Origin of the sequence: Vibrio sp. Vb0304, from assembly GCF_033338995.1 — a bacterium.
GTDB lineage: Bacteria > Pseudomonadota > Gammaproteobacteria > Enterobacterales > Vibrionaceae > Vibrio > Vibrio alginolyticus.
Map to the genome: position 1 here is coordinate 62,758 of NZ_JAWOTT010000010.1, position 23,937 is coordinate 86,694.

Genomic DNA, 23,937 nt, shown 5'->3' on the forward strand with positions numbered 1-23,937 from the left:
GCTTTAAATGTGGAAAATAATACTGTGTTAGATTGCATTTTCAATTTGATTTTAAGCGTAGTTTCTGGAATTTATGCAGGACTAATAGTTTCACGGTTTGTAAAATTTGAGGATATTAGAACAGAGGTGAAGCGAGTTGTTCATGACATTGACTTCATGAATGAAGGTCCAAATGGAGAGATTGTCATGATAAATGAACCAAGAATTAACGACTTACACCATTGCATGTCAGAGCTATTATATCTAAAGCATAAAAATGCAGCGAACATTGTTGGAAGTCTAATCGACGCAATCAGTAATGCTAAATCCCACTCGGGGAAACCGACTGGTGATGTCGGTGATTTTTACCAAACATGGCAAAGCATGGTCAGAAAGATGACTCCGGATCTTAAGGTATTACTTAGTCTGAAACCCAAGGTGTAATTAATAAAGCTAACAAACAATTTAATAGTGATTCGGTACGCGTGGCATTTTTACTATACGTTAGGTTTAGTTTTTAGGTAATATGCTTGGGCTTCGGTGTTCCTCACACCTTAAAACGGCATGATACTATTTGTTGAAGGCCGTGGTGGAACATCAGTTTAAATTTCGCATCGGAAGTCGGCTCACTTGATGTCCAGTATTAATGGTTACACAGTGAGACCATCGCCTTACTAAGTCTACAGGGATAGAACAGCGTACACACCAATATACACAGTATGTACGCTTTACATGCCCACATTATCATTCGCTCCCACGCAAAAAAGACATGGTTTTACTGAATACTCAATCTCGGTGGCCGATATCACTATGGTTCCAACATGGAAAGTTTGTTGTCGATATCCTTGGCAATGACTTGTAGCTTGCTAGAAAGCCGTGATCGAATGATGCACATAAGAATCTGCTTATCTTTTTTGTACCAAGTATAAAGCGTATTACGGCCTCGCCCCGACTCGTCCTCAAGGTCGGCAACTGTTAAACCAAACTGCTTTAAATACTCCGCTAGATCGTATCCCATAGGCTCACACCGTCTTTAGATGCTCATTACACTCTTTAATAACGTCCACCAGCTTATCTATCGTTAAAGAGCTGGCCGAACGCCCCTCAAATTCAGCAAATAACTCATGCAATACCATGCACTTTGTTTGCTGCTTTAGAAACTTTGCTTCGTCTAGCATTCGGGTAAGGCGCTTGATTGCCTCTGCTTTGCGAATAACTAACTGAACCGCGCTTAACTTAGGCGCACTCAAATAACCGATCACGGCACCTAAATCGCGCTCTAATTGCTTAATCTCACTCACGCTCATCGGTTTTTGCCTCTTCTTCGATATATTCCGAAACAGTCTCGTTAAAGAACACAGTAAAATCCGCACGAAAATCACTAGGAACGTCGCAACCAAGCTCCATAACGTATTCGCAAGCTTCCGAGAACTTAGGGCAATCTGGATACATCAGAATGATTTTAGCCAGTTCAAAACACGTAATTTCTGCGTTTTTTTGACTGACGGCATGATTAACAAGCGATTGCCAAGCAATGTGATTCATCACTGAGTAATTGCAAAACTGCGGCTTAGTTTGAATGGCCGCTTTAACTAGAGTCGGCAACGTTCCGGTGCGCTCTGCAATTACGTTCGCCAGAATGGTTTTCATTGATTCGCAATTTAAGTCAAACCATAGAGCATCAAGTTCCGCTTGGTCGCTGTAGGCTAGTTGGACGTAAGCGCTTGCAAATTCTGGATTATCAAAACCAAGTACGTCTTGGAAAACAATGGTCGCTGCGTCAATGGTATTCACTACTTTCTCCTTAGCTGTCTTGCTTACTAACTTCGCCTAGTTCGGCCTCTTCCGGTGTAACTGCGTCGATAACAGTTATCTGGCCGGACTCTTCAAGCAACTTGCTTAGTCGGGCCACTTCTTCTTGTAGTTCTTTGATTTGGCTTTCTTGTTGCTTGGTTCTGAGTAGGTAGTAATTCGAGTTAGCAATACCAAAAGAAATGTTTTCCATAACGATGTTCGATACATCCTCATGGTCATGTAGAAGAGCCAAGGCTTTAGCCGCTGCTAAGGAACAAAGCTCACTAACGCTAACAGGTTGCAGTGTGTTGGCTTCCATCTGTTTCAGTAGTGATCTTGATTTCGAAAGAATCCCCTCGGCTAGTAGCTGTTCTTGCGTTGACAGTACAATCTCGCGTGTCATAGCTGGATATTTCCTCGTTGTTCTCGTAGATAGTGACAGACTTGTACGAACCGACTAGCTTGGCTAGCCGGATCATAAACTCATCAAGGTTTAAGCGTTTCGCATCAGTGAATACGATTTGACGGGCTTGAAGTAATTCGGATCTTTTCTGCTCCGTCGTCTTTTGATTCGTCGCTTTCATTGTGGTGTTCAGAATCCTTGCATTGGCAATCTTCACAATCGCACTCTGTAAGTTTCACGCAGCTCAAATCCACACCTGCCATCTTTGCAAGAGCAATAGCCGTTACCTTTGGAAGAAGTTGAGGCATAAGCTCTTTGATCGCCTCGTTCAAAGCACAACCGATGTGATCAGCGAGGTTATTGTTAACCGTAGGAAACTGTTCGTGTTTAATGCCTAGACCTACTCTTTCATCATCCTGAATCTCTGGATTAATGGTTAAGGCGATTTTAAAACCTTCCCTTTGCACAAACTCTTCAAGAAAGTTCTTTAGTTCTGGTCGTGTTTTGCTGTTTAGCACTTTTTGGTCGGTCATTTGTTCATACCTATTTGTTGAATTAGCCACAAAGGGCTTAGAAGAAAGCCGCTCGTCATAAGCAGCGTTCCAATCAAAAAAATTATGGTCGATGTCTTATTTGTTAGCTTTCGATTCATAGAATCATAGAACGACAACACCGAAATCATAAAAAGAGCGTGACCAACAGAGAAGATCACGAATCCAAACAAAACAACAATCAAGCCTATTTTCCCCTGTGTTTTGTCTGGCAATACCTTGCGTCACTTTGTGTTGCGCCATTGTGCCATAGCAACAATTTCTTTTGTTGGCGCTAGCTGGTGGCGGCCAAATGGGATTTTGTTTTGTCGCATTATCTCGATGACTTTAGGAACTAAGTGGATACTTAGCCCTACTACTCGGTAATGCTCAATCTGTGGAATTGCTCGGCCTAGCTCGAACGCTAGGTACTCAACTGCATCTTGTTCTGAGCAATGTCTATGGATAGAAAGGAGACGAATAGCTGCGTTAAATCCTATTGCCGCGATTTCATCTCTCGGTGAAATTTTGTTTTTGGTCATGTCAGTCACACCTTGCAATATTCATTGAACAAAAATAATTGTATCCGTTCGATGATTACACAAACAAACCTAAATATTGGAATTTATGTTTTCAAAAATGTTGCGTTGCTTCGCGTCCTCTCGCACCAACTCTTCAAAGCTCCATATTCCGGTAAGCTCTCCAATCTGATCGAGCGCTTCTAGTGGCAATTTAGACCACGCATATTCCACCAGCTCTAAATCTGTACCAACCTTGTTGAAGAATAATTGCTTGCGACTACCTAGCGGATCGTGTCGTACTGGTTCGCCTTCTGGTATTGGGTTGCCGCCAGTTGCGCCTCGATGGTGAACGGGACAAAGGCCATAACCAAAAAAGTGAGCTAGTGGCTTAACCGCACCTTTCTCACTCGAATGATGAAACTCAACGTATTCCAACGGTTCAGGCCAATCATTCGGGTGACCAAGCTTATCGCAAGCTATACAGCCACAACGTTGAATCACGGCCTGTCCATAGATCTGTTCTGCCTTTGTCGGTTTGCGACCTTTCATTGCTCTTCTCCTGTTTTCTAGGCACAAAAAAAGCGCTGCATTCACTGAATGCAACGCTCTAACTCAAAAGCGATACTCTAAAGCGTCACTGTTAACGCCTCGGCTTGTTCTTTTAGATCTTCAATCATGGCTCTTGGATAGGAACCAAGCTCCTGAATGTTGATAGGTAGTAACGTATCTGCGTCAACTCCTAAGTGATCGGCTATAGCGGCCATTATTTTCTTAGTTGAGTAAGGCTTCATTCTCTGGCTCAAAGCCACTTGCTGATAGCCAGCTTGCGCAAACACGCCTTTTTTGTAGTAGTGATAAGTGATCAGGTAGTAGGTTAATACTTGGTTCGGATTACTCATCTAATGCGTTCCCCTAAATAACTGCTAATGTCTCTTGGTATTTTTTGAATAGTTCTAACACTCGCCCTTTGGCCGCAAATCGCCCTAACTGTCCACCAGCAAACCATAATCCGGTATCTGATAGTGAGAGAAGTTGAATTTCTTTCTTGAGCGCGGCTTTAAAGTCCTCAATGAGCACCATCTTAGTGAGAACGGGGAACGTCCCACTATTCACTGTGATTGGTCTAGTTGGAACGTCATAAGCTTCCACTAGCTCTTTAGCCTTTTGATTGGATAGCCCGTAGTGAATACCCAAACCGGAAACAATCGCATATCCAGCCGGAATAAAATTGCGCTCTAACTCGTCAATTCGTCGATGAGCGTCGTTGGCCGTTTCAATGGCCTGTTTGGTCTGCTTCTCCTGTTCAACTAGAGCCTTTGCTTGCTCAAGTAACCATTCCGCGCTTGTTCGCGGCTGTTCGGTCAATGAATAGGAGCCATGCTTTCGAATGTTTGGTAACACTTCGTGAGTGATCCAACGCTGGAACGGTTTACCCTTTGGCGCTTGGCTGGAAAGAATCAAGTCATACATACCAGCCTCGTTTATTACCGTAAGCCGTTGATTTAACTCTAACGTCGAGCAGCTCGACGTTGGAAATTCGGCCATTAATTGCTTTAGCGGCTTCTTATCTTGTTCTGAAACATACCGATTAACCGCATCACGAGCGTTCACAAGGCCAAGCATTGCGCCGACCTCGTTCCCGATAAACCAAGGATCGTTATCCATATCAATGATGACGGTCAGATCCCCAAAAATAGGTTTGTTGAATTTGGTTATGTTCATCAACGTAATTCCTTAAAACATGGTTCTTTTGGTCATACCCTGCTTACACACGAACACGCACTATTGGCTTAACTTCAGTCATGCAATGAATATCAATAGAGTCGCCTTGCGGCGGCTCATAACACACGACTTTGAAATCATTCGGATCTACTGGCTTTTTAGGTCTAATGAATTGGCTATATCTCTTCCCGTTAAGCTTGAAATCGTACTGATAAGGCAAGTCTCGTAATTTCATGCCTACCTCACCAATTTGAGTGATTTCAATCTCGCAACGATTACGCCAGCTAGAAAGTAAATCATCACCGTAAATTCGATGCCGAACTTAGCCAGCATGTAGATCGCTAGTGCGCCGTGTATCGCTACTAGAACGGTTTCACTAAAACGCATGACTCACCTAGAAACGAAAACGATGCTTGATTTGTTGAATGTTGTGGAACACTGGCAAGTGAAGCTTCTTTGCGTAAGCAACTTCAGCGAATGCGCCAACGCTAGTTTTCCAGTTCGGCAAGCAATAAATCGCGTCAACTTCACGAATCATTGCCATTGCTATATCCATGTACCCTTGTTCGCTTAATCCTTCTGGCAACATCAGTGTGTGAACGGGAACGTGACCGATGCACTGAATCTTTAGGGCTGCGCGTTTAAATTGCGCTTCGCTATCAGGCACATCGGTAACGCCACCAGCGATATAAATCTTCATCCCTTAATGCTCTCCATTTCGCGTCTAAGGGCGTTGGTTTTTAGCTCAATACGCTCAATTTCTTCGGTACTGGATTCTTTAGTGATTTGATGTTGCAGCTCCGAAATCTCGCGTGGGATCTCTCCTACTCGCCATAGATAAAAATCAAGCTTTTCGATTTTCTTATGTCGGATAGCTTCTAGCTGGTCTTTGTCTACGAGCTGGTAGATCTGCGCTAGCATGATTTCAACGTCAGCAATTTCTTCCATCACTTCAGTGATCGAGCCTTTGCCTTGTCGAAAGTGGTGGTACAGGGCAACGGCCAATTCATTTAGCTCTGAAATGGCTTGTTCAACTTGGCGTCTGCGCCCCATTGTTAACAATACTTGGCAAGCTTTTTGGTCTGGCAATTTGGTCATTGATTGTTACCTTGCGTTTTGTTTCGAAAACAAATATATGATCGAAATTTACGCTTGTAAATTTAACAGGCCGAAAATTTAGATTCTTCTTTTGCGCGGTGAAGAGCCTCTAAAGCAACATCAAACGCTTCAATTTCCATTCGCCCGTATGAGTTACACGTATTGCCGATCATGCTAGCCATGCCAGCTAGTGTTTTTAAGTCCTGTTCTAAGTTCTCACTCAATACTTTGAAGTCTCTTTGCTTCGCTAGCTTGTGAAGGCGAGATACGCTCAAGAATGCGTTGCTGGTGGCTTCTAGGTAATTCACTAGCGCTTTAGCAAACTCCTGATCCATTGCTGGCACATCGTTGTTGATTGCGATTTCTTCAAAGCCGTACTCGTGCATTTTGGCGATCAAAATCTTCATTTGCTGCTTGATATCGTTCATCGTTTCATGGCCCTTAGTTGGTCAATTCGATCAGAAAACTCGTGTCGTTCTCCTGAACGTCGATACTCTTCTCGAACCTTGTCACTTACCGAAACTCGACTGTGTACTGGTAGCGCTTTTAGCTCATCCTCTGCAAGTCTCAAGCGGCCAGCTCGTTCTTTAGCATCTGCATCCCGTAGATACTTGATGAAAAGTTCTAACTCTCCACCAGCTCTAGCTCGTTTCAAATCCCAATCACAATTTTGTGCTACCCATTTCTCGGCTCTCCCCATTGGCGCACGATTCAAAAATCGGTCATAGGCTTCGCGGTATTCCGCTTCGGTTCGCTGGTTAATCTGAGTCATCAACTCACCAAGCGATGGAGGGAAGCGGTTACCGTTGGATAGTCGGTCAAAGCAGATCGCTAGTATCCGGTTAAGTTGCAAATCATTCAGGGTCGAAAGGAAGTTTCCCCATACCGTAGTAATCACTGCGCCATTCATCGTTACCCATGTCTTGCCGTACATTTCCGTTAGCGTGTCCCATAGGGCTGTTAGCTTGGGATTCAATCCATTGGCGCTGTTGTTGTACTCGTGCAAATTTGATTGCTGGCGATTGGTTTGGGTAAATCCGCAACCATTCAGGGAAGATTGACTGATCGGCATTCTCGCCATAACCGATTCCATTGATTTCAAATTTCTGTCCATTGTCGATACCTCTTAGATTCGTGTCGTTAAGCAATTCATCTGTCCAGCGTTCGTACTTGATGTAACGTTCTGGATGTAAGCGATCAAAACCTTGTTGCTGCGCTGCATTGCGTCGCTTTACGTCTTCAGCGAGCATTCGTGCAAACTCGTAAGGCTCGGCCTTTAGGCGCTTGATAGCTCGCTTAAACTCATTGAATGCTTGAATCTTCCCAACCTTTCTCATTCCGGCAGTCCAGAAAATTGCAAACGCATCAGAAAGCAATTGGTCTGAATCGTCAGATTCGGACGAAGTATTTAGATCAGTATTTAGTTTAAGATCAGTATTTAGTAGTGTCGTATTAGCCGGATCTGGCTTTTCCGTAATACGGCTTTCACGGATTAGGCTTTTTGGATAGTCACTCACTTCATACCAGGTTGAACCGTCAGCCTCTTTGTGGCGAAGGCAAAAGCCACGCTCAATAAGCTCTTTTAGTATTACGTAAACACCATCACGCCCCGTTTTCTTCATGGTTCCGGTGGTTACTTTCTCTAAGTGGGACACTTTAACTTCCCAATCATCAGGTTTTGACAACAAGTAACTAAGCAATCCCATAGCTTGAAAACTCAAACAATGGTCTGCATAAACCTCGTTGCAAATCATGGTGAAGTTGCGACTTGCACGTTTACGCTTGATCGTTGCGTTCTTATTTGGTTGTGCCATATAATTACCTCGTCACAGCACTAACATTTGGTGCAAACTTAAAGACCGCCGCCTCACACGGCGGTTTTTTTTACTTAAAATTCACTATTTGTTCGAATGTCTTTGTAGATAGAACTTGCGCGTTCAGCCTGTTCTTCTTCGTTGTATTCGTCTTTAGGTTCAGTCAAACCACACTTTTCAACTAACGCTTGTCTGAGTGATTCAAGTTTCTCGACTGGCACTCCCAATGCGTTGCTGAGTTCATCGACATCTTTCCACCAGTTGAAACTTGTCGCGCTCAAAACGCAGTAAGCTCCTAACTCTTCAAGCGTCAAACCACGCTTAAAAATCATCGTTGGAACGACAGCCATGTTGTTTAGAACGAAAAAGCGATTTTCAGGAATGTTCATGGTTACCTCTCAATGTGCTTTGGTTGAGCGTGGCGACACTGAGCTATTAGCGCCACAAGTGGGTGGCTGATAGGAAATAGCTCCCACGCTCACCAAAACACACTTTTAGGTTATCTATTGTTGAGTGTCGTCAACATTCGATAACTACAATCATTGATCGTAAACAATCGGATTGTCAAATAAAAAAAACTAGACCAATAATCGACCAAAAAAAAGAATTGGTTTATACTTGGTGTGTGAATTTCACATACATATACAAGCGTAATATTTAAACATCAAACAGGGGGCATTATGTCTATGTCTGTGCTTGCTCGGAACATCGAGCAGAGGAAACGGGATTTAAACATAACCAAAAGCATCGACTTGGCAAAGAGATCTGGTGTAAGTCGAGCGGTGTTAACCAACATCAAATTGAATCCAGAAAAAAGTATCATGCTTGATTCGGCTATCAGGCTAGCAGATGCCCTTGATTGCCGTCTTGAGTGGTTAGCTACTGGTGAAGGTTCGCCAACGGCTGACGAATACAAAGAACTTTCTCGCATTGAACTAGGTGCACCCCTAGTATCATTAAACTCGTTCGTTGACGTTGACCCAGATGAGTTTTTAAAAACAGGCATTGCAGAACACACTCAAAGATTCCCTTGCCCTAGTGGAAACTCAAAGAGTCAATTCGTTGTAAAAGTGAATGACCAAATCAAAAACTATCCTGCTGGTGGCTATTTGTACTTTGACATTGATAAATCACCAGTGTCTGGTCAATTGGTTGTAGCAAACACTGGTAACAACGTGGAGATCATGGAATACCAATCCGCACACGGTAGGCAGTTTTTGAAATCCATGAATGAAGAGTTACCTCTTGAATTGCGTCTTGTAGAAATCACTGGTCAGAAATTAATTGGCACTTTCGCTGCGTATGCGATATTCTAATTTGTGGTGATAGATATCACTCACAATCAGCTTTTAAAAGGATTTCCCTCGCTATGCGAGGGTTTTTTTTGTCTAAAATTCCAAATCAATCAAAAACGAAAACAATAATTTCATTCTTCATTGTTCTCGATCACTTCCAATGTTTTCATCGTTAAGTTAATCTTTGCATCGTTCGGAAACAAACAAGCAAAAATAAAACCGCCCATTTCTGAGCGGCTTTATTCACAAGGTATGACCAGACCATTTAATGGTATGACCGTGTTGAAGCGGCGACCAAACCGCTACAACGCAGTCATAGTATCACAAAAGATAAGTGAGTAAACATGACTATTGACGAAGCAAAAATGACTGGCGAAGGAACTGCCAAAAAAGACCCTCAAATGGAACGTGTGACTAACTTCCCTGAGTTTATTGAGCGTGTAGAAGCTGGCTCGATTGCTAACGTTCTTGGTTTAGCCACATCCAACGTGGCGCTAGCCGTCTCTAACTCCGGTAAAGCTGGCGAGATCATCTTAAAGCTAAAACTTTCACCAGCATCTAAAACCGACCCGTCGATTATGAATGTAACCACGGCGATCACAGTTAAAGAACCGAAAGTAAATTACGGCTCGAAAGTCGAAGATTTCAAATATGAAACCGTGGCGTTTGCTGGCTTCGGTGGAAAGTTGAGTTATGACCGCCCTGCCGTTGGCGTCCACAACCAGCTAGAACTTCCGGCTGGTATTAACAAACTAAGCGTTGGCAAATACTAAGGAGTAAAGAGAAATGTCATTTACTAAAGAATCAATTCAAGAACTTGTAAATAAGGGTAGCGTTCCTGAGTTTATTAAAGCTATTGAAGCTAAAAACACGCTTTCCCAACTGATTCTAGTGCCTGACAACTGTTCCCTAAAAGATTTGGAACAGTACCAAGAACACCGCAATAACTTGCGTGGCGAGTTTAATACAATCTCGATCACTGAGTTTGCGAAGTATGCAAAAGACCACCAGCTAGAAGGCTCAAAGACTTTTATTGATGCTGATTCAATGAAAGCTAAAACAATCTTTGACGTTGGTACTAACGACAAAGCTGGTCATCAACTTCACAAGGCTTCAGTATCACTAAAACGCACTGCACCATTTAAAGCGCTGCTAAACATCGACGGCGAACGCATGGAACAACGCGATATGGCTGAGTTCTTGGAAGATTGGAAAGACTACATTTCTGCGTTTGATTCAAACGGCGAACAAATTGAAATGTTCAAGGCGATTGCGGCTGTTCGTGAACTTGATTTTGAACACACTCGCGGCTCAAACCGACAAGTTAGTGATTTCTCTCAATCACAAAGCGAATACGAACGTATTGCGACTAAAACTCGTGAAGATCTTGTGCTACCTGCGGCATTTGTATTCACTTGCGAACCATACTCTGGTTTAGGTGATTTCCGCTTTGATTTGCGCCTATCAATAATTCGAAATGAACTTTTAATCCTACGCATTAAACGCATGGAAGAGATTCAAGAGAAAATGGCTGAGAAGTTCCTTGAAGTCGTTAAAGAAGAGTTCGCAAACCAATCGGTAGCAATGCCGACTTACATCGGTACTTACTAATGAGTAATGGTTCCCTCGTGAGTGAGGGAACCAAATCAGATAAGTTGTATTCACAAGGTAGACCAATGACCAACCAAACCCAACCTGTAGACGTTGCTGTTAATCACCTTCTAAACATGGTTCAAAACCAACTTGGTAACGTCCTTTCTCTTGTTGAAACCCAAGCACAATTAGTTTCTGAATCTCTAAACTACGAAACCGATCAGTACAACGAACTAATTGATCGAATTGAAAAGGCCGAGTCTGAACGCGACACGCTTGAACTGAAAGTTATTGAGCTGACCAAAGAGAACGAAGCAATTGAACTAGACCACCTAGACAAGCTCAACAAACTACGCAGCGAATTTAACTTACTAAAAGCAAGAACGGCTGATCTTCCTGCACTAAGAGAAGAAGTTAAGCGTTACCGTGAAATGAATCCAGACGCCTTAAAGCAACGCCTAGCTAAATCACGCGCAACTGCTGACGAGCGCTTAAACACAATCAACCGTTTAAAGAAAGAATCAAGCGACTACCGCAAAGAAAATATTCGTTTGAGAAAGGAAGTAACCCAACTAAGTGAAGCGGCTTTAGAAGCAACGCACCTATGCGAAGAGTACAAAGCTCGATTGCATTTCATTGATGGTGACGTAGAAAAACCATACGTTGGCAAAGACGGTTTAGAGCTATTTATATATCGCTATGGCTACCCTCTGGCATTTAAGCCATTAGTTAAAAACATTAATGTCATTCGCGACTTAAATTTTCATATTGAATTGCGTTCAAATTGGGCGGTTTGTTGTATCGTGAGCGTGTCTGATTGGCTGATCCCCCTTATCCCTACAGTACACGAGTTTGAAGGCCGTATTCCTTCAGAGCTGTATGTGGATCTTCAAGAGATATATACAAACGCTGCTGAAGTTAACCACCAGCATCTAATTGATCGAGTGGAACACTTCAAAGAAGTCACACTTGAATCTGTTTACGACGGTGTAATCACCGAACGAGAATTAAAGCTTCTGAACGATGCAAATTACTTCTCCGTTTACAGCGTAATGCACCCAACTGATGAGCAACTAGCAAAATCAGTTAAGGGCGTTAGCGAAACAAGTGCGTCAAAAATCCGAGCAGCAATTGACGAAAAGATCGTTCAACCTTGGGAACGCGAGAACTGGACGAAAGAACAAGTAAACGAGGTTCGTCGCAAGTGAAATACGATGTGATTTATGCCGATCCGCCTTGGCAATTCAGCTCAAAAAGAACTGGCGGTTCAATGAAAAGCGGCGCTTCACAAAAGTATCCAACAATGACGATAGACGACTTAAAGAAAATGCCAGTTGGTGAACTGGCATCTGATAACTGTTATCTGATCATGTGGTACGTGAACGCCATGCCTAAAGAGGCCTGTGATCTTGCTGAAGCGTGGGGATTTACCGTTAAAAACATAAATGGATTGGTTTGGGGAAAAGAGACTGTTAACGGCTTGCCTTTCTTTGGTCTTGGTTACCACACAAGAGCTGGAACAGAATCGGCACTAATCGCGGTTAAAGGTAGGCCAAAACCAGCAAGTCGCTCCGTTCGCTCGTTCTTTACGGCACCCGTTGGCGAACATAGTGCCAAGCCACAAGAAGGCCGCGACAAAGTAGAAAAAATCGCAGGACGGTTCGCTAGAAAGCTTGAGCTTTTCCATCGAGGCGAACCAAGAAATGGTTGGGATGTATTCGGCAACCAATCGGCACCAAGTTTAATTTTAGATGAGGTTGGATTCAGAAAACCATACTTAGCGGAAATTCAGCTTCAATATGAGGAATTAGAAAAGTGGAAGAAAAACTAATTAGTATTGAACAATTGCTTGTTAGATATCGCCCTTTTGCAATGCGCGATGGTGAAAACTTCACAAAACGTGGCCTATACAACTGGCGTAAAACAAAGGGATTTCCTGAACCTGTAATCTCTTCACCGAGACTCATTTGGAAAACGGAAGATGTCTTAAGGTGGGAGAAAAATCAAGGTTACGACTTTTTATAACATCTTCTAACTTGCTGTTATATAAGGAGAGCGACAAAGCTATAGCGAATGATATTGTATTGTACTTAATTTGGATTAAGCTTTTACAGCATTCACCCAGATTCCGCCCTCTTTGTGGGCTAACAATGTACCAATAAGGTCTCGAAGCTCAATTCTATTTGTACAAAATGGAGCGCAGGAGGATGCTGATATTTTTGCACCTTTTAATCCACGCATGAAAACAGTTTCCATGCGTAAAGTACTATTACTTTCGTTTATATATTTTATATTGAATGTAGGCATATTTTTCTTAGTCTTAGTTATAATTTATTTTAATACTTTAATTTAAATGGAGATATTTATGTTCTTTGAGTAATAAATAAATTGTATGGGTTTAGAGGAGATGAGAGTAGTAGAGGTGTGAATACACCTCTACAAATAATTTTATGCAACAACTACATTTGCAGCTTGCAAACCTTTCTGGCCTTGCTCTACTTTAAAGTTAACCTTTTGGCCCTCGGCTAGAGTTTTAAAGCCTTCTGAAACAATAGAGTTAAAGTGAACGAATACATCAGCACTACCATCATCTGGTGTCAAAAATCCGAAACCTTTACTATCGTTAAACCATTTTACAGAACCAGTTTTATTATTAGACATATGTTGTCCCTTATTTTAAATATAATTTACGCGTAACTTGCGAGAGAAGCACTGAAATCTTGAATTATTTAATGTTTATAATGAAGCTAGAGAGGGAAACTCTGAGGATAACAATGAAGGAATTCTGAGGGCTTAACTTAAAAACTTTATTTTTCATTTAATAACTCTGAACTACAACAGAGCAAATTCAGTATCACTAGTTCCGTGTTAAATGTAAAGCTTTATTTTTCACCATAGAGAAAAATAAACATAAAATTACAAAAAACCATTAAGCATCAATCACTTTATGCAACTAGCACTCGCAATCTTACATTCATAGGTTCTAGGTTCAGTGCTAACACCCGTATTTTTACGTGTAGAATCTGTAGACTAATACGCTCAAAAGAGCTCTAAATTAATTACTCTCTTTATAGTTAACTACAGCGTCGTGATAGACTCTCATAGCGTCTAACTGTTGACTTAAATACTGACCTTTGTTGTAGGTTTTCATTTCACCAGCCATTTCATGTCCTAGCATCTTCTCAGCGATATAAGGCTCAATTTTCAAATCACCAAAGTGTGTGGCTAAGGTGTGTCTAAATACGTGTGGCGACCAGCTTGGCAACGCTAACGCCGCTTGCAGCGGTCTAAAACGACTTTGAAAGCCTTGCACTCCTAACTCCCTACCCCTGTTCGAGATAATCAAGTTCTCAGAGCTTGGATGAAGGTTGTATAAAAACTCAAAGTAACCAATTAAGAAATCTGGAATTGGACGAACGATTAAACGCCCGTTCTTGCTGTTTTCTGGTGGCACTTTCCAAGTTCTACCTTTCAGGTCGATGTTAACTTTCTTGGCCGTTCTCAGTTCTCCGCTACGCGCTCCGGTAAACATGAGAATCAAACAAGCTGCCGCAAACTCAAGAGGATATTCACCAGAACGGCAATAGTCGTAAATTTGCTTGAGTTCTTTGAATGATAAAACCCTATCCCTTGGCTTTGACGGCGTACCAACAAAGCGGCTTTGAATGTTGATCAGTTTGTTCTCTTCAATAATGTCTACAGCCATTAGGTATTTGGCACACTGCTTTAATTCTGTCAGCAAGCGAACTGGAACAGTTTTACCTTCAATAGTCTTAATCACGTTGATCCAATCAACGGTTTTCATCTGCTCCCATTCATTAGAGCCAATCTTGCTAATTATGTGTGTATATAGCGCGTTGATAATTAGCTTTGGATATTTGCGTCTTGGGATCAATTCTTCATTAATCCAAAACTCAATACACTCTTGAACGGTTGAGATTTTCTTTTTGGCTTTGTTGTTTCGCGGATCTAAACCTTGCTCAAGCATCTTTTTAGCTTCTCGGTGAATATCCCTAGCTTCTTTTAAAGAAACTTGAGGATAAGTGCCGATTGTTAAGATTGCTTGTTTCCCCTGCCAGCGGAAGCGATAGAAAAAGCTAATTTTTCCGCTCTTATAGAAGCGCGCAAGTAGGCCGCCGCCGTCGGCTAAATCTTGGTGTGGTTTGTCTGTTGGAAAGTTATTTTTGGACTTTAAAGCCCGTTCGGTGATGGTCATAGTCTACCCTGTCATATACACAATATATACACACATTACGTTTCTTCAGGCATTTTTCCCATGTCACACGAGGAAACACCATGAAGCTCGAAAGCCCCGTATTTAGTGGCTTTAAATGATAAACGATGTAGATTTTGGAAGCTATTAGAAAGCCGATGAAACTAAAACATATTCCCTTTGTATAATTCTGTTTTCATCTTGATTCTCAGGCTTTAAAAAGACAGGCAATACTAAGGAATTCGCTGCCAAGAGACAAGCGTTACCCCATACAAGCGTAGCAAAAACTTCCGCTAGTTCCCGGCCTCTTTGCTATCACTCACACCAAAGCGCCGTATTTCTGTCACGCGCCAAACATTTGATTACACAGCACTCACATCACAATTACATATCCCCAACATGTGTGGGGTCACAATCATTCATTTCGTTGTTCGCAGTGCGCATTTGTGCACATTAATATTGTGCAGTTCGTTCCAATTACACTTATAAATTTATGCGCTCAACTATCACTTTTAAGCTCTTACTGGCGTTAATTGCTGTCTTCAGCTGCGTTCTAGCTGCCTCTACGGCTTACCAATACCATCAACAAAAAACCTTAATCAATGATGTTCTTAGTGAACAACTCCATGATAAGGCTAGTAATTATTTCGATAGCCTAAATATGATGATGCTTACGGGCACCATGTCGCAAAAAGAGACCTTACGTCAAAAAGCCCTGGCCCAAGAAGGCATTGAAGCAGTTCGCGTGTTGCGAGCTGATACTGTGACCAAACTTTACGGACCTGGGCAACAAAACCAGCAGCCTGTCGATGATATTGATCAACGAGCGTTGAATGGTGAACTGGTGATTGAACCAATCTCAGCCGATTGGGGCAAAGGGTTAGTAGTCGCGCTACCAATGAAATCGAGCGAAAATTACCGTGGCACCAACTGCGTTTCTTGCCACGTTGCACCAGCAGGAGAAGTGTTGGGCGCGATTCGCTTGGAATACAACATGAATCATGTCAATTCAATGATCAGTAAACAGGCAATGTTTGCGATGGGAATAATGGCCGTAATCGCATTTGTGGGCTTCATCATAACGATGAGTTTGATTCAGAAAATCATTGTACGACCAATTCAAAGAACGTCGAAATTCATGTCGAATGTGAGCCATAGCAAAGATCTATCTCAACGACTTATGCATCACCAACAGGATGAAGTGGGCCAACTTTCTACTGCCATCAATTCATTCATGGATACGGTCTCCGAAAGCTTAGAACGTGTGCAAGACACCTCTCACTCACTTGCCGACTCCGCGAGTAAACTAACTGCTGTCGCGCAGTCCACAGATAAAGCTGCCAATAACCAACAGCTAGAGACCAGCGAAGTACAAAGCAATATCACCGATATGCTGCAGCAACAAACTGCGGTTGAGGACTCGACTAACAACGCTACTGTTTTGGTCAATCACACCGTTGATGTCGCCACTCATAGTGCAAGCCAAGCACACAATGTAAGTGAAGACATCAAACAACTAGTAAGTAACATTGATACCGTACGGGAAAAAATCAGCTCTCTAAATCAAAGAACCGAAGAAGTGTCGTCCATTCTTGTGGTTATTAAGGGTATTGCAGAACAAACCAATCTGCTCGCGTTGAATGCTGCTATTGAAGCCGCCCGAGCCGGAGAGCAAGGGCGCGGTTTTGCGGTCGTCGCGGAAGAAGTGCGTAACCTGGCTTCTAGGACGGCTGAGGCCACTGGTAATATTGAACATATCATTTCTCAATTCCAGCAAGGAAGTGAAGAGTCATTAACTTCTGTTGATACCGTCTGCCAGTTTGCTCATCAACGCTCTGTCGATGTCGAGGCACTATCAGCCACAATGCATAACGTTGTTGACGAAATGCGCCAAGTGCTCAGACATGCAGAAGATATCCAAAACCAGACGCAAACCACATCTGATGTAAGTCAGCATATTCAATCTAAAATAGATGTGATCACACTGCATGCTAACGACACATCGCAATCAGCATCGCACACGCGTGATATTAGTGTTGATTTAGAGCATCTATCCGAACGTTTAGAGCAATTACTAAACCAATTCACACTTTCAGAGCACAAAAGAGTGAATAAATAGAGAGATTCTCCCCATCAAAACGAATATAAAGGTTGATGCGAGCGAATTGACAGGTAATATGTCTCGTTGAATCTGTAAAATGCTACCCAACTCAGCGCTTAGCTTGTTTTTTGAACAAAAATGTTATTAGACAAGTACTTTAAGTAAGCGTTGAGTTGAATTTTTACCTAAATGGAGAATATTGAAAACATGACTTACGCGCCTGTATCAGACGTATTGAAAGGTCAGCTAGCAGTAGACAGCGAAGTGACTGTTCGTGGCTGGATCCGTTCACGTCGTGATTCCAAAGCTGGAATCTCTTTCCTTGCCATATATGACGGCTCTTGTTTCGACCCGATTCAGGCCGTGGTCCCAAATAATCTTAATAATTACGAAGACGAAGTATTAAAGCTAACGACTGGCTGCTCTGTTGAAGTAACTGGTAAGATTGTTGAATCTCCTGCAAAGGGTCAAGACTTCGAACTTGCTGCCACTGACGTTAAAGTGGTTGGTTGGGTTGAAGATGCTGAAACTTACCCAATGGCAAAAACTCGTCACTCAATCGAGTACCTACGTGAAGTTGCGCACCTACGTCCGCGCACAAACGTAATCGGTGCAGTAGCACGTGTACGTAACTGCCTATCTCAAGCAATCCACCGCTTCTACCACGAGCAAGGTTACTTCTGGGTATCTGCGCCGTTGATCACGGCTTCAGATGCTGAAGGCGCTGGTGAAATGTTCCGCGTATCTACGCTAGACATGGAAAACCTTCCTCGCACTGACGCTGGTAAAGTGGACTACAACGAAGACTTCTTCGGTAAAGAGACGTTCCTAACCGTATCTGGTCAGCTAAACGCAGAAGCTTACGCTTGTGCGCTAAGCAAAGTTTACACTTTCGGCCCTACTTTCCGAGCTGAAAACTCAAACACAAGCCGCCACCTAGCAGAATTCTGGATGGTTGAGCCTGAAGTTGCGTTCGCAGAACTGGATGATGTAGCGAAACTGGCTGAAGACATGCTCAAGTACGTGTTTAAAGCGGTGCTTGCAGAGTGTCGTGATGACCTTGAGTTCTTCGCTCAACGCATCGACAAAGAAGCAATCACTCGTCTAGAGCAGTTCGTTTCTTCTGACTTCGCACAGGTTGACTACACTGACGCAATCCAGATTCTTCTTGATTCAGGCCGTGAGTTCGAATTCCCAGTTGAATGGGGTATCGATATGTCTTCTGAGCACGAGCGTTTCCTTGCTGAAGAACACTTCAAAGCACCTGTAATCGTTAAGAACTACCCGAAAGATATTAAAGCATTCTACATGCGTGCTAACGATGACGGTAAAACAGTTGCAGCGATGGACGTTCTTGCACCGGGCATCGGCGAAATCATCGGTGGTTCTCAGCGTGAAGAGCGCCTAGACATTCTAGATGCACGTATGCGTGAAGTGGGTATCGATCCTGAACATATGAGCTGGTACCGCGACCTACGTAAATACGGTACAGTGCCACACGCAGGCTTCGGTCTAGGCTTCGAGCGCCTAGTATCTTACGTAACTGGTATGGGCAACGTTCGTGACGTGATCCCATTCCCACGTACTCCTCGCTCTGCGAACTTCTAATCACTTTTTAGTGATATTGAATTAAAAAGACCTCCCATGTGGAGGTCTTTTATTTTGTACGATTGATTTTCTAGCAACCGGTGTATGCACTCTAGTTGTTATCTTCGTCGTCATCCTCATCTGCTCGCGCTGCGTATTTTACTCCAACCACACACAAGCCAAACATCACAAATGGGATAACGGCAGCAGTGTATTCCGTCCAAACCATATGAGAAAAAGATTTCGCCAATATCAAATGTGCAAACACCAACAAAAATGCGCTAAAAATAGCAACACCCATCAACCTAAGTTCATGCTTTACCAACTGCTTTTTCATTACGGCTCCTAACCTAAATGGTTGTCTGCCCATGATTGAAACACAGCTTCGGTATCGTCCACTGATACAGTTTGAGCAAAAAACAGGTAAACAGTTGGCTAATGAAGTAATTCTCCGACCGTCTTCACGGCTTGTTCTAATTCATCATTTACAGGTAACGATGTATTAAGCCTCAGGTAGTTCTCATAATTTGGAGCGACAGAAAACAACTGACCAAATGCTACAGTGATGTTCGCTTCCAATAACTTTTGATAAATCGCTTTTCCGCACTTTGTTTTCGGCAGTTCTATCCAAAGAAAATAGCCGCCTTCCGGTTGCGTGTAACGAATCGATTGGGGAAAGTACTTATCAACCAGTTCAATAAACGCCAATTGCCGCTGCTCAAGATTCTTTCGCAGTTTTCTAAGATGGCTATCATAACTATCGTTTTGCAAGTAATGCGCGATACCCTGCTGGATTGGTGCACTGCCTGACAACGTCGAGATAAGTTGCAGCTTTTGAAGTTGCTCATTGAAGCGTTTGTTTACCACCCAGCCCAGCCTATAGCCAGGACAAAGGCTTTTTGAAAATGATCCACAATGCAACACGCGCTCTTGTGTATCAAAAGCTTTAAGTGAGCTTGGCTTTTTTTCAGAAAAATAAAGCTCTGAATACACATCATCTTCGATCAAGTACACATCGTATTTATCAGCCAGTTCGACGATACGTTGCTTCTGCCCGTCACTTAATAAGGTTCCTGTTGGATTGTGAAAGTTAGTCATTAACCAACATGCGCGAACATCATTGTCGGCAAAAGTCGCTTCAATTTGATCCACTGAATGTCCAGTTAACGGATCCACCGTTATTTCTATCGCCTTTAGACCTAAACGTTCAATCGCTTGAAGTGCGCCATAAAACGTCGGTGATTCAACTACAACAGTATCTCCAGGCTGGGTCACGGCCTGAAGGCTTAAATTCAACGCTTCTAATGCGCCAGAAGTAACGACAATATCATCATGGGTAAACACCATACCTTGTTGGATGTACCGTTGAGCAATCAAACGGCGTAGAGACTCACAGCCCGGCGGCAAGTTATCCAATAACGTCTCTACCCCCATCTTCCTGCCTGAGCTGGCTAGGTTGCGGTTTAGCGCTTCTAATGGGAACAATGCTGGGTCTGGAAACGCGGAGCCAAACTTCACCGCATTCGATGAGGCCTGATTTTTGAGGTAGTCGTAAAGTTCATCGTTGATGCTGGAGCGATAAACGGAAGTGGCTGGAGAACTCGGTTCGAAGCGGTCCAACTCCGCAGTCACAAAGTATCCAGACTGAGGTTTCGCTGCGACCCAACCTTGTGCTTCGAGCAGCTGATAAGCTTGTAATACCGTACCTGCGCTGACAGAATGGTTTCGGCTTGTTACACGCACTGATGGCAGCTTTTCCCCTGCTCTCCAAGTATTTTGCTGAATCTGCGTTTTGAACAGCTCAGCCAGTTGACGGTATCGGTTCATGTTTCCCTCATTTCACTTACAGCCGCACCATAGCATACTTCGCGCCAGCATTCTGATATGGGAGTATTCAATTTAGCAACGTAATTTATCAAGCTTATAATAGATATTTCAGCCACGAAGTGAGCGTTTATATCCCATACTTTGACCGTTACACACATATTGCCTCACATCTTTGCAATACCTAAAAGCCAAGGTTTTACGTTGGACTGAGTGCGTTAAACTCACTTCGAACTACTGTCTTTAAATCAGGAGGAAGCGATGAAAGTTTTTCCAATGGACGATCTCTCGTATCGCGGAAAACATAAAGGTGTACATAGTTGGGACCATCCTGGCAGTACCACCCCTTATTATTGGCATCCTGATTGGCTGCATATCGCTGAAGATGCTTTGGGTGAACACAAAAAGGCTGACCTTGAAGTCCCTGATGGAGAAACAGCGACAGAAGAGCATGCAAAAGCGGCGATTCTCAAACACTTGAATGACGAGTAGTTTAGGCTCTATCACCGTTCATGAATAGCATTAGGTAGGCGAATCCATCGTTGTATGCTTTAAACACAAATAAAGCTAAAACCTGCCAAATAGTAAATTCTTCTGAATGAGAAGTACGCATCTTCTATAGCGTTCAAAGGGCAAAATAAGTCGATTGTTATCACATTAATTTTCATTACATCTGTTACATTTAAATAGTAATGGTGATGCACACCTCAACTCATGGATTATGAGAGAAAACAATAATGGCGAAATACAACGAAGAAGATATTAAATACAAAGGTGAATCCAACGGCGTACATTCTTGGAGCTCTCCTTCCGGCCAACCTTATTACTGGCATCCAGATTGGTTACACGTTGCAGAAGATGCGACGGGTACGCATCCGAAGCAAAAACTTGAAGTTGAAAAGACAGAAGTACCAACCGAAAAGCACGCGTTAAAAGCGATCTTAAAGCATATGAACGACTGGGCGACTGAAAAACTTTCTTCTAACCCTGACATCGAAACCAATGCGGTTGAGTCGGAAATCAATCTGAAGAAATAACCCCAACCGATATCCATACTTCTAACAGTAAACGCTCCACCTTTGGTGGGGCGTTTTTGTCTCAACAAATCCTCACAAGACAACTATAAACGCGTTAACGCAAAGCACTGAATTGAAACGATTGGGATGTGTGCAAAACTTCTCCAACCATGGCATAAATGCCCTTCAAACTCTGTGCCTACCAAACGTTTTCATGGCAAAAACTTTAGTTATGTTAGAATTCTGTTTCAAATCGCAACTTTTTTAGGTTTTCTTTTCAGTAACGGTTGTAACCAATATTGCTGAAAGGTATAAATGTTAGCACACCCCTTCGATTAACATGGATGAAGATTATGTTTGAAAAAGTAGTTGCCGCTCCGGCTGACCCTATTCTTGGCCTTACTGAAGAGTTTAAAAAAGATGCTCGCGCAGACAAAATTAACCTTGGCGTAGGTATTTACAAAAACGAGCAAGGCGAAACTCCCGTTCTTGCGACAGTAAAGAAAGCTGAAGCAGCACTTGTTGAAACTGAAAAAACCAAATCTTACCTAACCATCGAAGGCACAGCAGAGTACGGCATTGCAGTGCAAAAACTGCTTTTCGGCTCTGATGCAGAAATTGTAAACGAAAAACGCGCTAAAACAGCTCAAGCTCCGGGTGGTACTGGTGCACTACGTGTTGCCGGCGAGTTCATTAAACGTCAACTAGGCGATGTAAAGATCTGGATCAGCAACCCAACATGGGCTAACCACAACGGCGTATTTACTGCTGCTGGTATCGAAACGGCACAATACAGCTACTACAATGCTGAAACAAAAGACAAAGACTTCGATGCGATGCTAAATGATCTGCAATCTGCATCTGAAGGCGACATCGTGCTTCTACACGGCTGCTGTCACAACCCTACAGGGATCGATCCTACAGCTGAAGAATGGGAAACATTGGCGAAACTTGTCGCAGAGAAGAAATTGCTTCCTCTGTTCGACTTCGCCTACCAAGGCTTTGCTAAAGGTGTGGAAGAAGATGCTGCAGGTCTTCGTACTTTTGCTAAGTACAACAAAGAAATCCTAGTCGCGAGCTCTTTCTCGAAAAACTTTGGCCTATACAATGAACGCGTAGGTGCCTTCACGTTAGTAGCTGAGTCAGAAGAAGTCGCAACAACCGCATTTTCTCAAGTTAAAGCCATTATTCGCTCTATCTACTCTAACCCACCTGCACACGGCAGCGCTGTCGTGACTCACATTCTTGGCAACGCCGAAATGCGTGCGGAATGGGAAGCTGAAGTAGCAGAAATGCGTGACCGTATTCAAGAAATGCGTGAACTATTTGTAGCGACACTAAAAGCAGAGGGGGTGGACGCAGACTTTAGTTTCATCGAACGTCAAAATGGTATGTTCTCTTTCTCTGGTCTTTCTAAAGAGCAAGTTAACCGCCTTAAAGAAGAGTTCGGTATTTACATTGTCGGTTCTGGCCGAATCAGTGTTGCTGGTATGACGAAGTCAAATATGGGCCCTCTGTGTAAAGGCATTGCAGCGGTTTTATAATCGACTGTCGCATACTTTATTAAAAGGAAAGGTCAGCATAAGCTGACCTTTTTTGTTTTAGCTTAACGCCAAAAACGAACCCGTCCGATCTACTAGTAGACAAACTTCAAACTCAGCCCTACTTCATTGACGTAATCTGAGCTTTCACCGCTGTAATCAGTATCTCTAAACTGATAAAAAAGACCAGTGCCGATGACTTTATGCCATTGGTAGTTAAGACCGATCTTAAAATTGTTCTCATCAACGATATCACTACGGTTCAACTCCACTTCAGCTGTCGCTATAAGCTTTTCACTGAGCAAGTAATTCACCCCAACAGTTACAGCTTGAATCAATTCGCTATCGGAAGACAACGTATTATCCGTTTTGTCGTCCGTCGCTTTCGCTTTGATTGCGCCTATTCCATATATCCCGTAGATATCGAATTGCTCTGTAACTCCATAACGGTAACCACCACCAAACAAAAGGCGGTCAATGCGAAGAGTAAAATCATCCGGATGGAAAAACTGCGCTGAGTAATCAACATTAAACAACCAGTTCTCAGTAAACAAATAGTTACCACCGAGTCCAACTGTGGTCGCATTAGAGTTATCTAACCATTCTTCGTTTGTCGTTCCGGCACCAACATCCAAATGAATGTGTTCGTACCCAAATTTTTCTGCTTGGTCCATGACCGCTGCGCTTGATATCGCCGACAAAGCAGCTAAAGAAACAAGCAATAAATTTCTCACCATTCGACTTCCTTTCATGAGAATTATCTAAACACTGTATTCCATCGCCTGAGCTACTTGGCTCAAGAAGAATAGCTTCATCTAAAGACGTGATAACGATCTGAAACAGCCAAAGATCTAATCAGTCATCACGAAGAAAACATATCGACGACGTCTTTTTCAATTGAGGTGA

Annotated in this window: 34 protein-coding genes; 12 read left to right on the top strand and 22 right to left on the bottom strand. The window is 42.9% G+C overall.

Annotated features, from left to right (window positions below; translation table 11 throughout):
• Nucleotides 1-9 precede the first annotated feature (9 nt).
• Nucleotides 10-423: a hypothetical protein gene (locus R7P35_RS13760; RefSeq protein WP_139046877.1), complete on the top strand. Its 414-nt coding sequence runs from the start codon at nucleotides 10-12 to the stop codon at nucleotides 421-423.
• A 364-nt stretch (nucleotides 424-787) separates the two neighbouring features.
• Here R7P35_RS13760 and R7P35_RS13765 read toward each other — a convergent pair whose 3' ends face one another.
• The 17 genes from R7P35_RS13765 to R7P35_RS13845 all read right to left on the bottom strand — a co-directional run bounded on the left by R7P35_RS13765 (nucleotide 788) and on the right by R7P35_RS13845 (nucleotide 8,250).
• A complete protein-coding gene (locus R7P35_RS13765; RefSeq protein WP_025562239.1) occupies nucleotides 788-997 on the bottom strand; it encodes a hypothetical protein in 210 nt (69 codons plus the stop codon).
• 4 nt (nucleotides 998-1,001) lie between these two features.
• Nucleotides 1,002-1,286, bottom strand: a complete 285-nt coding sequence (locus R7P35_RS13770; protein ID WP_020840916.1) for a hypothetical protein — start codon at nucleotides 1,284-1,286, stop codon at nucleotides 1,002-1,004.
• Nucleotides 1,273-1,773, bottom strand: a complete 501-nt coding sequence (locus tag R7P35_RS13775; RefSeq protein ID WP_025630641.1) for a hypothetical protein — start codon at nucleotides 1,771-1,773, stop codon at nucleotides 1,273-1,275. Before R7P35_RS13775 ends, R7P35_RS13770 begins: the two co-directional genes overlap by 14 nt.
• 10 nt (nucleotides 1,774-1,783) lie before the next feature.
• Nucleotides 1,784-2,176 (bottom strand): hypothetical protein, encoded by a 393-nt coding sequence (locus tag R7P35_RS13780; RefSeq protein ID WP_020840918.1) that lies wholly within the window; start codon nucleotides 2,174-2,176, stop codon nucleotides 1,784-1,786.
• A gap of 104 nt (nucleotides 2,177-2,280) precedes the next feature.
• Nucleotides 2,281-2,709 (bottom strand): hypothetical protein, encoded by a 429-nt coding sequence (locus R7P35_RS13785; protein WP_065969360.1) that lies wholly within the window; start codon nucleotides 2,707-2,709, stop codon nucleotides 2,281-2,283.
• 242 nt (nucleotides 2,710-2,951) lie between these two features.
• Nucleotides 2,952-3,248, bottom strand: a complete 297-nt coding sequence (locus R7P35_RS13790) for a hypothetical protein (RefSeq protein ID WP_020840921.1) — start codon at nucleotides 3,246-3,248, stop codon at nucleotides 2,952-2,954.
• A 69-nt stretch (nucleotides 3,249-3,317) separates the two neighbouring features.
• Nucleotides 3,318-3,776 carry a Ref family recombination enhancement nuclease gene (locus R7P35_RS13795; protein WP_020840922.1) on the bottom strand — a complete coding sequence of 153 codons (459 nt, stop codon included), beginning with the start codon at nucleotides 3,774-3,776 and terminating at the stop codon, nucleotides 3,318-3,320.
• 77 nt (nucleotides 3,777-3,853) lie between these two features.
• A complete protein-coding gene (locus tag R7P35_RS13800; protein WP_020840923.1) occupies nucleotides 3,854-4,126 on the bottom strand; it encodes a hypothetical protein in 273 nt (90 codons plus the stop codon).
• Between the two features lie 13 nt (nucleotides 4,127-4,139).
• Nucleotides 4,140-4,949 (bottom strand): Bro-N domain-containing protein, encoded by an 810-nt coding sequence (locus tag R7P35_RS13805; RefSeq protein ID WP_020840924.1) that lies wholly within the window; start codon nucleotides 4,947-4,949, stop codon nucleotides 4,140-4,142.
• Nucleotides 4,950-4,992: 43 nt separating this feature from the next.
• Entirely contained in the window at nucleotides 4,993-5,184 is a 192-nt protein-coding gene (locus tag R7P35_RS13810) for a hypothetical protein (RefSeq protein WP_020840925.1), read from the bottom strand.
• 2 nt (nucleotides 5,185-5,186) lie between these two features.
• Complete coding sequence (locus R7P35_RS13815) at nucleotides 5,187-5,336, bottom strand: hypothetical protein (protein ID WP_021454738.1); 150 nt, start codon at nucleotides 5,334-5,336, stop codon at nucleotides 5,187-5,189.
• A gap of 7 nt (nucleotides 5,337-5,343) precedes the next feature.
• Nucleotides 5,344-5,649: a DUF4406 domain-containing protein gene (locus R7P35_RS13820; protein ID WP_020840927.1), complete on the bottom strand. Its 306-nt coding sequence runs from the start codon at nucleotides 5,647-5,649 to the stop codon at nucleotides 5,344-5,346.
• Nucleotides 5,646-6,047 carry a hypothetical protein gene (locus R7P35_RS13825; RefSeq protein ID WP_065969368.1) on the bottom strand — a complete coding sequence of 134 codons (402 nt, stop codon included), beginning with the start codon at nucleotides 6,045-6,047 and terminating at the stop codon, nucleotides 5,646-5,648. Before R7P35_RS13825 ends, R7P35_RS13820 begins: the two co-directional genes overlap by 4 nt.
• A 62-nt stretch (nucleotides 6,048-6,109) precedes the next feature.
• Nucleotides 6,110-6,475, bottom strand: a complete 366-nt coding sequence (locus R7P35_RS13830) for a hypothetical protein (protein ID WP_021454725.1) — start codon at nucleotides 6,473-6,475, stop codon at nucleotides 6,110-6,112.
• Nucleotides 6,472-6,945 (bottom strand): hypothetical protein, encoded by a 474-nt coding sequence (locus R7P35_RS13835; RefSeq protein ID WP_169601442.1) that lies wholly within the window; start codon nucleotides 6,943-6,945, stop codon nucleotides 6,472-6,474. The genes R7P35_RS13830 and R7P35_RS13835 overlap by 4 nt, the downstream gene beginning before the upstream one ends.
• The gene (locus tag R7P35_RS13840) at nucleotides 6,902-7,861 is read right to left on the bottom strand and encodes a hypothetical protein (protein ID WP_021453565.1); all 960 of its coding nucleotides are present in this window, start codon (nucleotides 7,859-7,861) and stop codon (nucleotides 6,902-6,904) included. The genes R7P35_RS13835 and R7P35_RS13840 overlap by 44 nt, the downstream gene beginning before the upstream one ends.
• 74 nt (nucleotides 7,862-7,935) lie before the next feature.
• Nucleotides 7,936-8,250: a hypothetical protein gene (locus tag R7P35_RS13845; RefSeq protein ID WP_020840932.1), complete on the bottom strand. Its 315-nt coding sequence runs from the start codon at nucleotides 8,248-8,250 to the stop codon at nucleotides 7,936-7,938.
• Between the two features lie 297 nt (nucleotides 8,251-8,547).
• Between R7P35_RS13845 and R7P35_RS13850 the strand changes: the two genes are divergently transcribed.
• From R7P35_RS13850 to R7P35_RS13875, 6 genes are all read left to right on the top strand, one after another.
• A complete protein-coding gene (locus R7P35_RS13850; protein ID WP_318092246.1) occupies nucleotides 8,548-9,177 on the top strand; it encodes a helix-turn-helix transcriptional regulator in 630 nt (209 codons plus the stop codon).
• Between the two features lie 323 nt (nucleotides 9,178-9,500).
• Complete coding sequence (locus R7P35_RS13855) at nucleotides 9,501-9,929, top strand: hypothetical protein (protein WP_226420879.1); 429 nt, start codon at nucleotides 9,501-9,503, stop codon at nucleotides 9,927-9,929.
• A gap of 13 nt (nucleotides 9,930-9,942) precedes the next feature.
• A complete protein-coding gene (locus R7P35_RS13860) occupies nucleotides 9,943-10,767 on the top strand; it encodes a DUF2303 family protein (RefSeq protein ID WP_031791841.1) in 825 nt (274 codons plus the stop codon).
• A gap of 65 nt (nucleotides 10,768-10,832) precedes the next feature.
• A complete protein-coding gene (locus tag R7P35_RS13865) occupies nucleotides 10,833-11,957 on the top strand; it encodes a hypothetical protein (RefSeq protein WP_029809449.1) in 1,125 nt (374 codons plus the stop codon).
• Nucleotides 11,954-12,580, top strand: a complete 627-nt coding sequence (locus R7P35_RS13870; protein ID WP_258651747.1) for an MT-A70 family methyltransferase — start codon at nucleotides 11,954-11,956, stop codon at nucleotides 12,578-12,580. Before R7P35_RS13865 ends, R7P35_RS13870 begins: the two co-directional genes overlap by 4 nt.
• Entirely contained in the window at nucleotides 12,565-12,774 is a 210-nt protein-coding gene (locus tag R7P35_RS13875) for a hypothetical protein (protein ID WP_025630572.1), read from the top strand. The genes R7P35_RS13870 and R7P35_RS13875 overlap by 16 nt, the downstream gene beginning before the upstream one ends.
• A gap of 423 nt (nucleotides 12,775-13,197) precedes the next feature.
• Here the strand turns inward: R7P35_RS13875 and R7P35_RS13880 are convergent, their stop codons facing one another.
• Entirely contained in the window at nucleotides 13,198-13,410 is a 213-nt protein-coding gene (locus R7P35_RS13880; protein ID WP_021822123.1) for a cold-shock protein, read from the bottom strand.
• A gap of 394 nt (nucleotides 13,411-13,804) precedes the next feature.
• On the bottom strand, nucleotides 13,805-14,965 hold the full coding sequence (locus tag R7P35_RS13885; RefSeq protein WP_033908285.1) for a tyrosine-type recombinase/integrase: 1,161 nt from the start codon (nucleotides 14,963-14,965) through the stop codon (nucleotides 13,805-13,807).
• A gap of 490 nt (nucleotides 14,966-15,455) precedes the next feature.
• Here R7P35_RS13885 and R7P35_RS13890 point away from each other — a divergent pair, with 490 nt between their 5' ends.
• Nucleotides 15,456-17,081, top strand: coding sequence for a methyl-accepting chemotaxis protein (locus tag R7P35_RS13890; RefSeq protein WP_042522778.1), 1,626 nt, complete (start codon nucleotides 15,456-15,458; stop codon nucleotides 17,079-17,081).
• A 189-nt stretch (nucleotides 17,082-17,270) separates the two neighbouring features.
• Complete coding sequence (asnS, locus tag R7P35_RS13895; protein WP_017636101.1) at nucleotides 17,271-18,671, top strand: asparagine--tRNA ligase; 1,401 nt, start codon at nucleotides 17,271-17,273, stop codon at nucleotides 18,669-18,671.
• Between the two features lie 91 nt (nucleotides 18,672-18,762).
• On the opposite strand, the gene R7P35_RS13900 is transcribed toward asnS, so the two are convergent.
• Nucleotides 18,763-18,987: a hypothetical protein gene (locus R7P35_RS13900; RefSeq protein ID WP_033905633.1), complete on the bottom strand. Its 225-nt coding sequence runs from the start codon at nucleotides 18,985-18,987 to the stop codon at nucleotides 18,763-18,765.
• A 98-nt stretch (nucleotides 18,988-19,085) separates the two neighbouring features.
• The gene (locus R7P35_RS13905; protein ID WP_042522779.1) at nucleotides 19,086-20,477 is read right to left on the bottom strand and encodes a PLP-dependent aminotransferase family protein; all 1,392 of its coding nucleotides are present in this window, start codon (nucleotides 20,475-20,477) and stop codon (nucleotides 19,086-19,088) included.
• Between the two features lie 258 nt (nucleotides 20,478-20,735).
• Here R7P35_RS13905 and R7P35_RS13910 point away from each other — a divergent pair, with 258 nt between their 5' ends.
• The 3 genes from R7P35_RS13910 to R7P35_RS13920 all read left to right on the top strand — a co-directional run bounded on the left by R7P35_RS13910 (nucleotide 20,736) and on the right by R7P35_RS13920 (nucleotide 23,034).
• The gene (locus tag R7P35_RS13910; RefSeq protein ID WP_053306565.1) at nucleotides 20,736-20,966 is read left to right on the top strand and encodes a hypothetical protein; all 231 of its coding nucleotides are present in this window, start codon (nucleotides 20,736-20,738) and stop codon (nucleotides 20,964-20,966) included.
• Nucleotides 20,967-21,211: 245 nt separating this feature from the next.
• Nucleotides 21,212-21,511, top strand: coding sequence for a hypothetical protein (locus R7P35_RS13915; protein ID WP_005376885.1), 300 nt, complete (start codon nucleotides 21,212-21,214; stop codon nucleotides 21,509-21,511).
• Between the two features lie 332 nt (nucleotides 21,512-21,843).
• Complete coding sequence (locus R7P35_RS13920; protein ID WP_017636105.1) at nucleotides 21,844-23,034, top strand: amino acid aminotransferase; 1,191 nt, start codon at nucleotides 21,844-21,846, stop codon at nucleotides 23,032-23,034.
• A gap of 92 nt (nucleotides 23,035-23,126) precedes the next feature.
• Here R7P35_RS13920 and R7P35_RS13925 read toward each other — a convergent pair whose 3' ends face one another.
• Nucleotides 23,127-23,768 (bottom strand): outer membrane beta-barrel protein, encoded by a 642-nt coding sequence (locus tag R7P35_RS13925; RefSeq protein ID WP_053306566.1) that lies wholly within the window; start codon nucleotides 23,766-23,768, stop codon nucleotides 23,127-23,129.
• Nucleotides 23,769-23,937 lie beyond the last annotated feature (169 nt).

Bases quoted from the DNA above. Each gene is read 5' to 3' on its own strand.
- R7P35_RS13905 (WP_042522779.1), bottom strand. From the start codon at position 20,477: ATGAACCGATACCGTCAACTGGCTGAGCTGTTCAAAACGCAGATTCAG.
- R7P35_RS13765 (WP_025562239.1), bottom strand. From the start codon at position 997: ATGGGATACGATCTAGCGGAGTATTTAAAGCAGTTTGGTTTAACAGTT.
- R7P35_RS13850 (WP_318092246.1), top strand. From the start codon at position 8,548: ATGTCTGTGCTTGCTCGGAACATCGAGCAGAGGAAACGGGATTTAAAC.
- R7P35_RS13925 (WP_053306566.1), bottom strand. From the start codon at position 23,768: ATGGTGAGAAATTTATTGCTTGTTTCTTTAGCTGCTTTGTCGGCGATA.
- asnS (WP_017636101.1), top strand. From the start codon at position 17,271: ATGACTTACGCGCCTGTATCAGACGTATTGAAAGGTCAGCTAGCAGTA.
- R7P35_RS13865 (WP_029809449.1), top strand. From the start codon at position 10,833: ATGACCAACCAAACCCAACCTGTAGACGTTGCTGTTAATCACCTTCTA.
- R7P35_RS13820 (WP_020840927.1), bottom strand. From the start codon at position 5,649: ATGAAGATTTATATCGCTGGTGGCGTTACCGATGTGCCTGATAGCGAA.
- R7P35_RS13840 (WP_021453565.1), bottom strand. From the start codon at position 7,861: ATGGCACAACCAAATAAGAACGCAACGATCAAGCGTAAACGTGCAAGT.
- R7P35_RS13885 (WP_033908285.1), bottom strand. From the start codon at position 14,965: ATGACCATCACCGAACGGGCTTTAAAGTCCAAAAATAACTTTCCAACA.
- R7P35_RS13900 (WP_033905633.1), bottom strand. From the start codon at position 18,987: ATGAAAAAGCAGTTGGTAAAGCATGAACTTAGGTTGATGGGTGTTGCT.
- R7P35_RS13795 (WP_020840922.1), bottom strand. From the start codon at position 3,776: ATGAAAGGTCGCAAACCGACAAAGGCAGAACAGATCTATGGACAGGCC.
- R7P35_RS13845 (WP_020840932.1), bottom strand. From the start codon at position 8,250: ATGAACATTCCTGAAAATCGCTTTTTCGTTCTAAACAACATGGCTGTC.
- R7P35_RS13815 (WP_021454738.1), bottom strand. From the start codon at position 5,336: ATGCGTTTTAGTGAAACCGTTCTAGTAGCGATACACGGCGCACTAGCG.
- R7P35_RS13790 (WP_020840921.1), bottom strand. From the start codon at position 3,248: ATGACCAAAAACAAAATTTCACCGAGAGATGAAATCGCGGCAATAGGA.
- R7P35_RS13920 (WP_017636105.1), top strand. From the start codon at position 21,844: ATGTTTGAAAAAGTAGTTGCCGCTCCGGCTGACCCTATTCTTGGCCTT.
- R7P35_RS13785 (WP_065969360.1), bottom strand. From the start codon at position 2,709: ATGACCGACCAAAAAGTGCTAAACAGCAAAACACGACCAGAACTAAAG.
- R7P35_RS13825 (WP_065969368.1), bottom strand. From the start codon at position 6,047: ATGACCAAATTGCCAGACCAAAAAGCTTGCCAAGTATTGTTAACAATG.
- R7P35_RS13915 (WP_005376885.1), top strand. From the start codon at position 21,212: ATGGCGAAATACAACGAAGAAGATATTAAATACAAAGGTGAATCCAAC.
- R7P35_RS13910 (WP_053306565.1), top strand. From the start codon at position 20,736: ATGAAAGTTTTTCCAATGGACGATCTCTCGTATCGCGGAAAACATAAA.
- R7P35_RS13805 (WP_020840924.1), bottom strand. From the start codon at position 4,949: ATGAACATAACCAAATTCAACAAACCTATTTTTGGGGATCTGACCGTC.
- R7P35_RS13880 (WP_021822123.1), bottom strand. From the start codon at position 13,410: ATGTCTAATAATAAAACTGGTTCTGTAAAATGGTTTAACGATAGTAAA.
- R7P35_RS13800 (WP_020840923.1), bottom strand. From the start codon at position 4,126: ATGAGTAATCCGAACCAAGTATTAACCTACTACCTGATCACTTATCAC.
- R7P35_RS13770 (WP_020840916.1), bottom strand. From the start codon at position 1,286: ATGAGCGTGAGTGAGATTAAGCAATTAGAGCGCGATTTAGGTGCCGTG.
- R7P35_RS13890 (WP_042522778.1), top strand. From the start codon at position 15,456: ATGCGCTCAACTATCACTTTTAAGCTCTTACTGGCGTTAATTGCTGTC.
- R7P35_RS13780 (WP_020840918.1), bottom strand. From the start codon at position 2,176: ATGACACGCGAGATTGTACTGTCAACGCAAGAACAGCTACTAGCCGAG.
- R7P35_RS13830 (WP_021454725.1), bottom strand. From the start codon at position 6,475: ATGAACGATATCAAGCAGCAAATGAAGATTTTGATCGCCAAAATGCAC.
- R7P35_RS13855 (WP_226420879.1), top strand. From the start codon at position 9,501: ATGACTATTGACGAAGCAAAAATGACTGGCGAAGGAACTGCCAAAAAA.
- R7P35_RS13810 (WP_020840925.1), bottom strand. From the start codon at position 5,184: ATGAAATTACGAGACTTGCCTTATCAGTACGATTTCAAGCTTAACGGG.
- R7P35_RS13860 (WP_031791841.1), top strand. From the start codon at position 9,943: ATGTCATTTACTAAAGAATCAATTCAAGAACTTGTAAATAAGGGTAGC.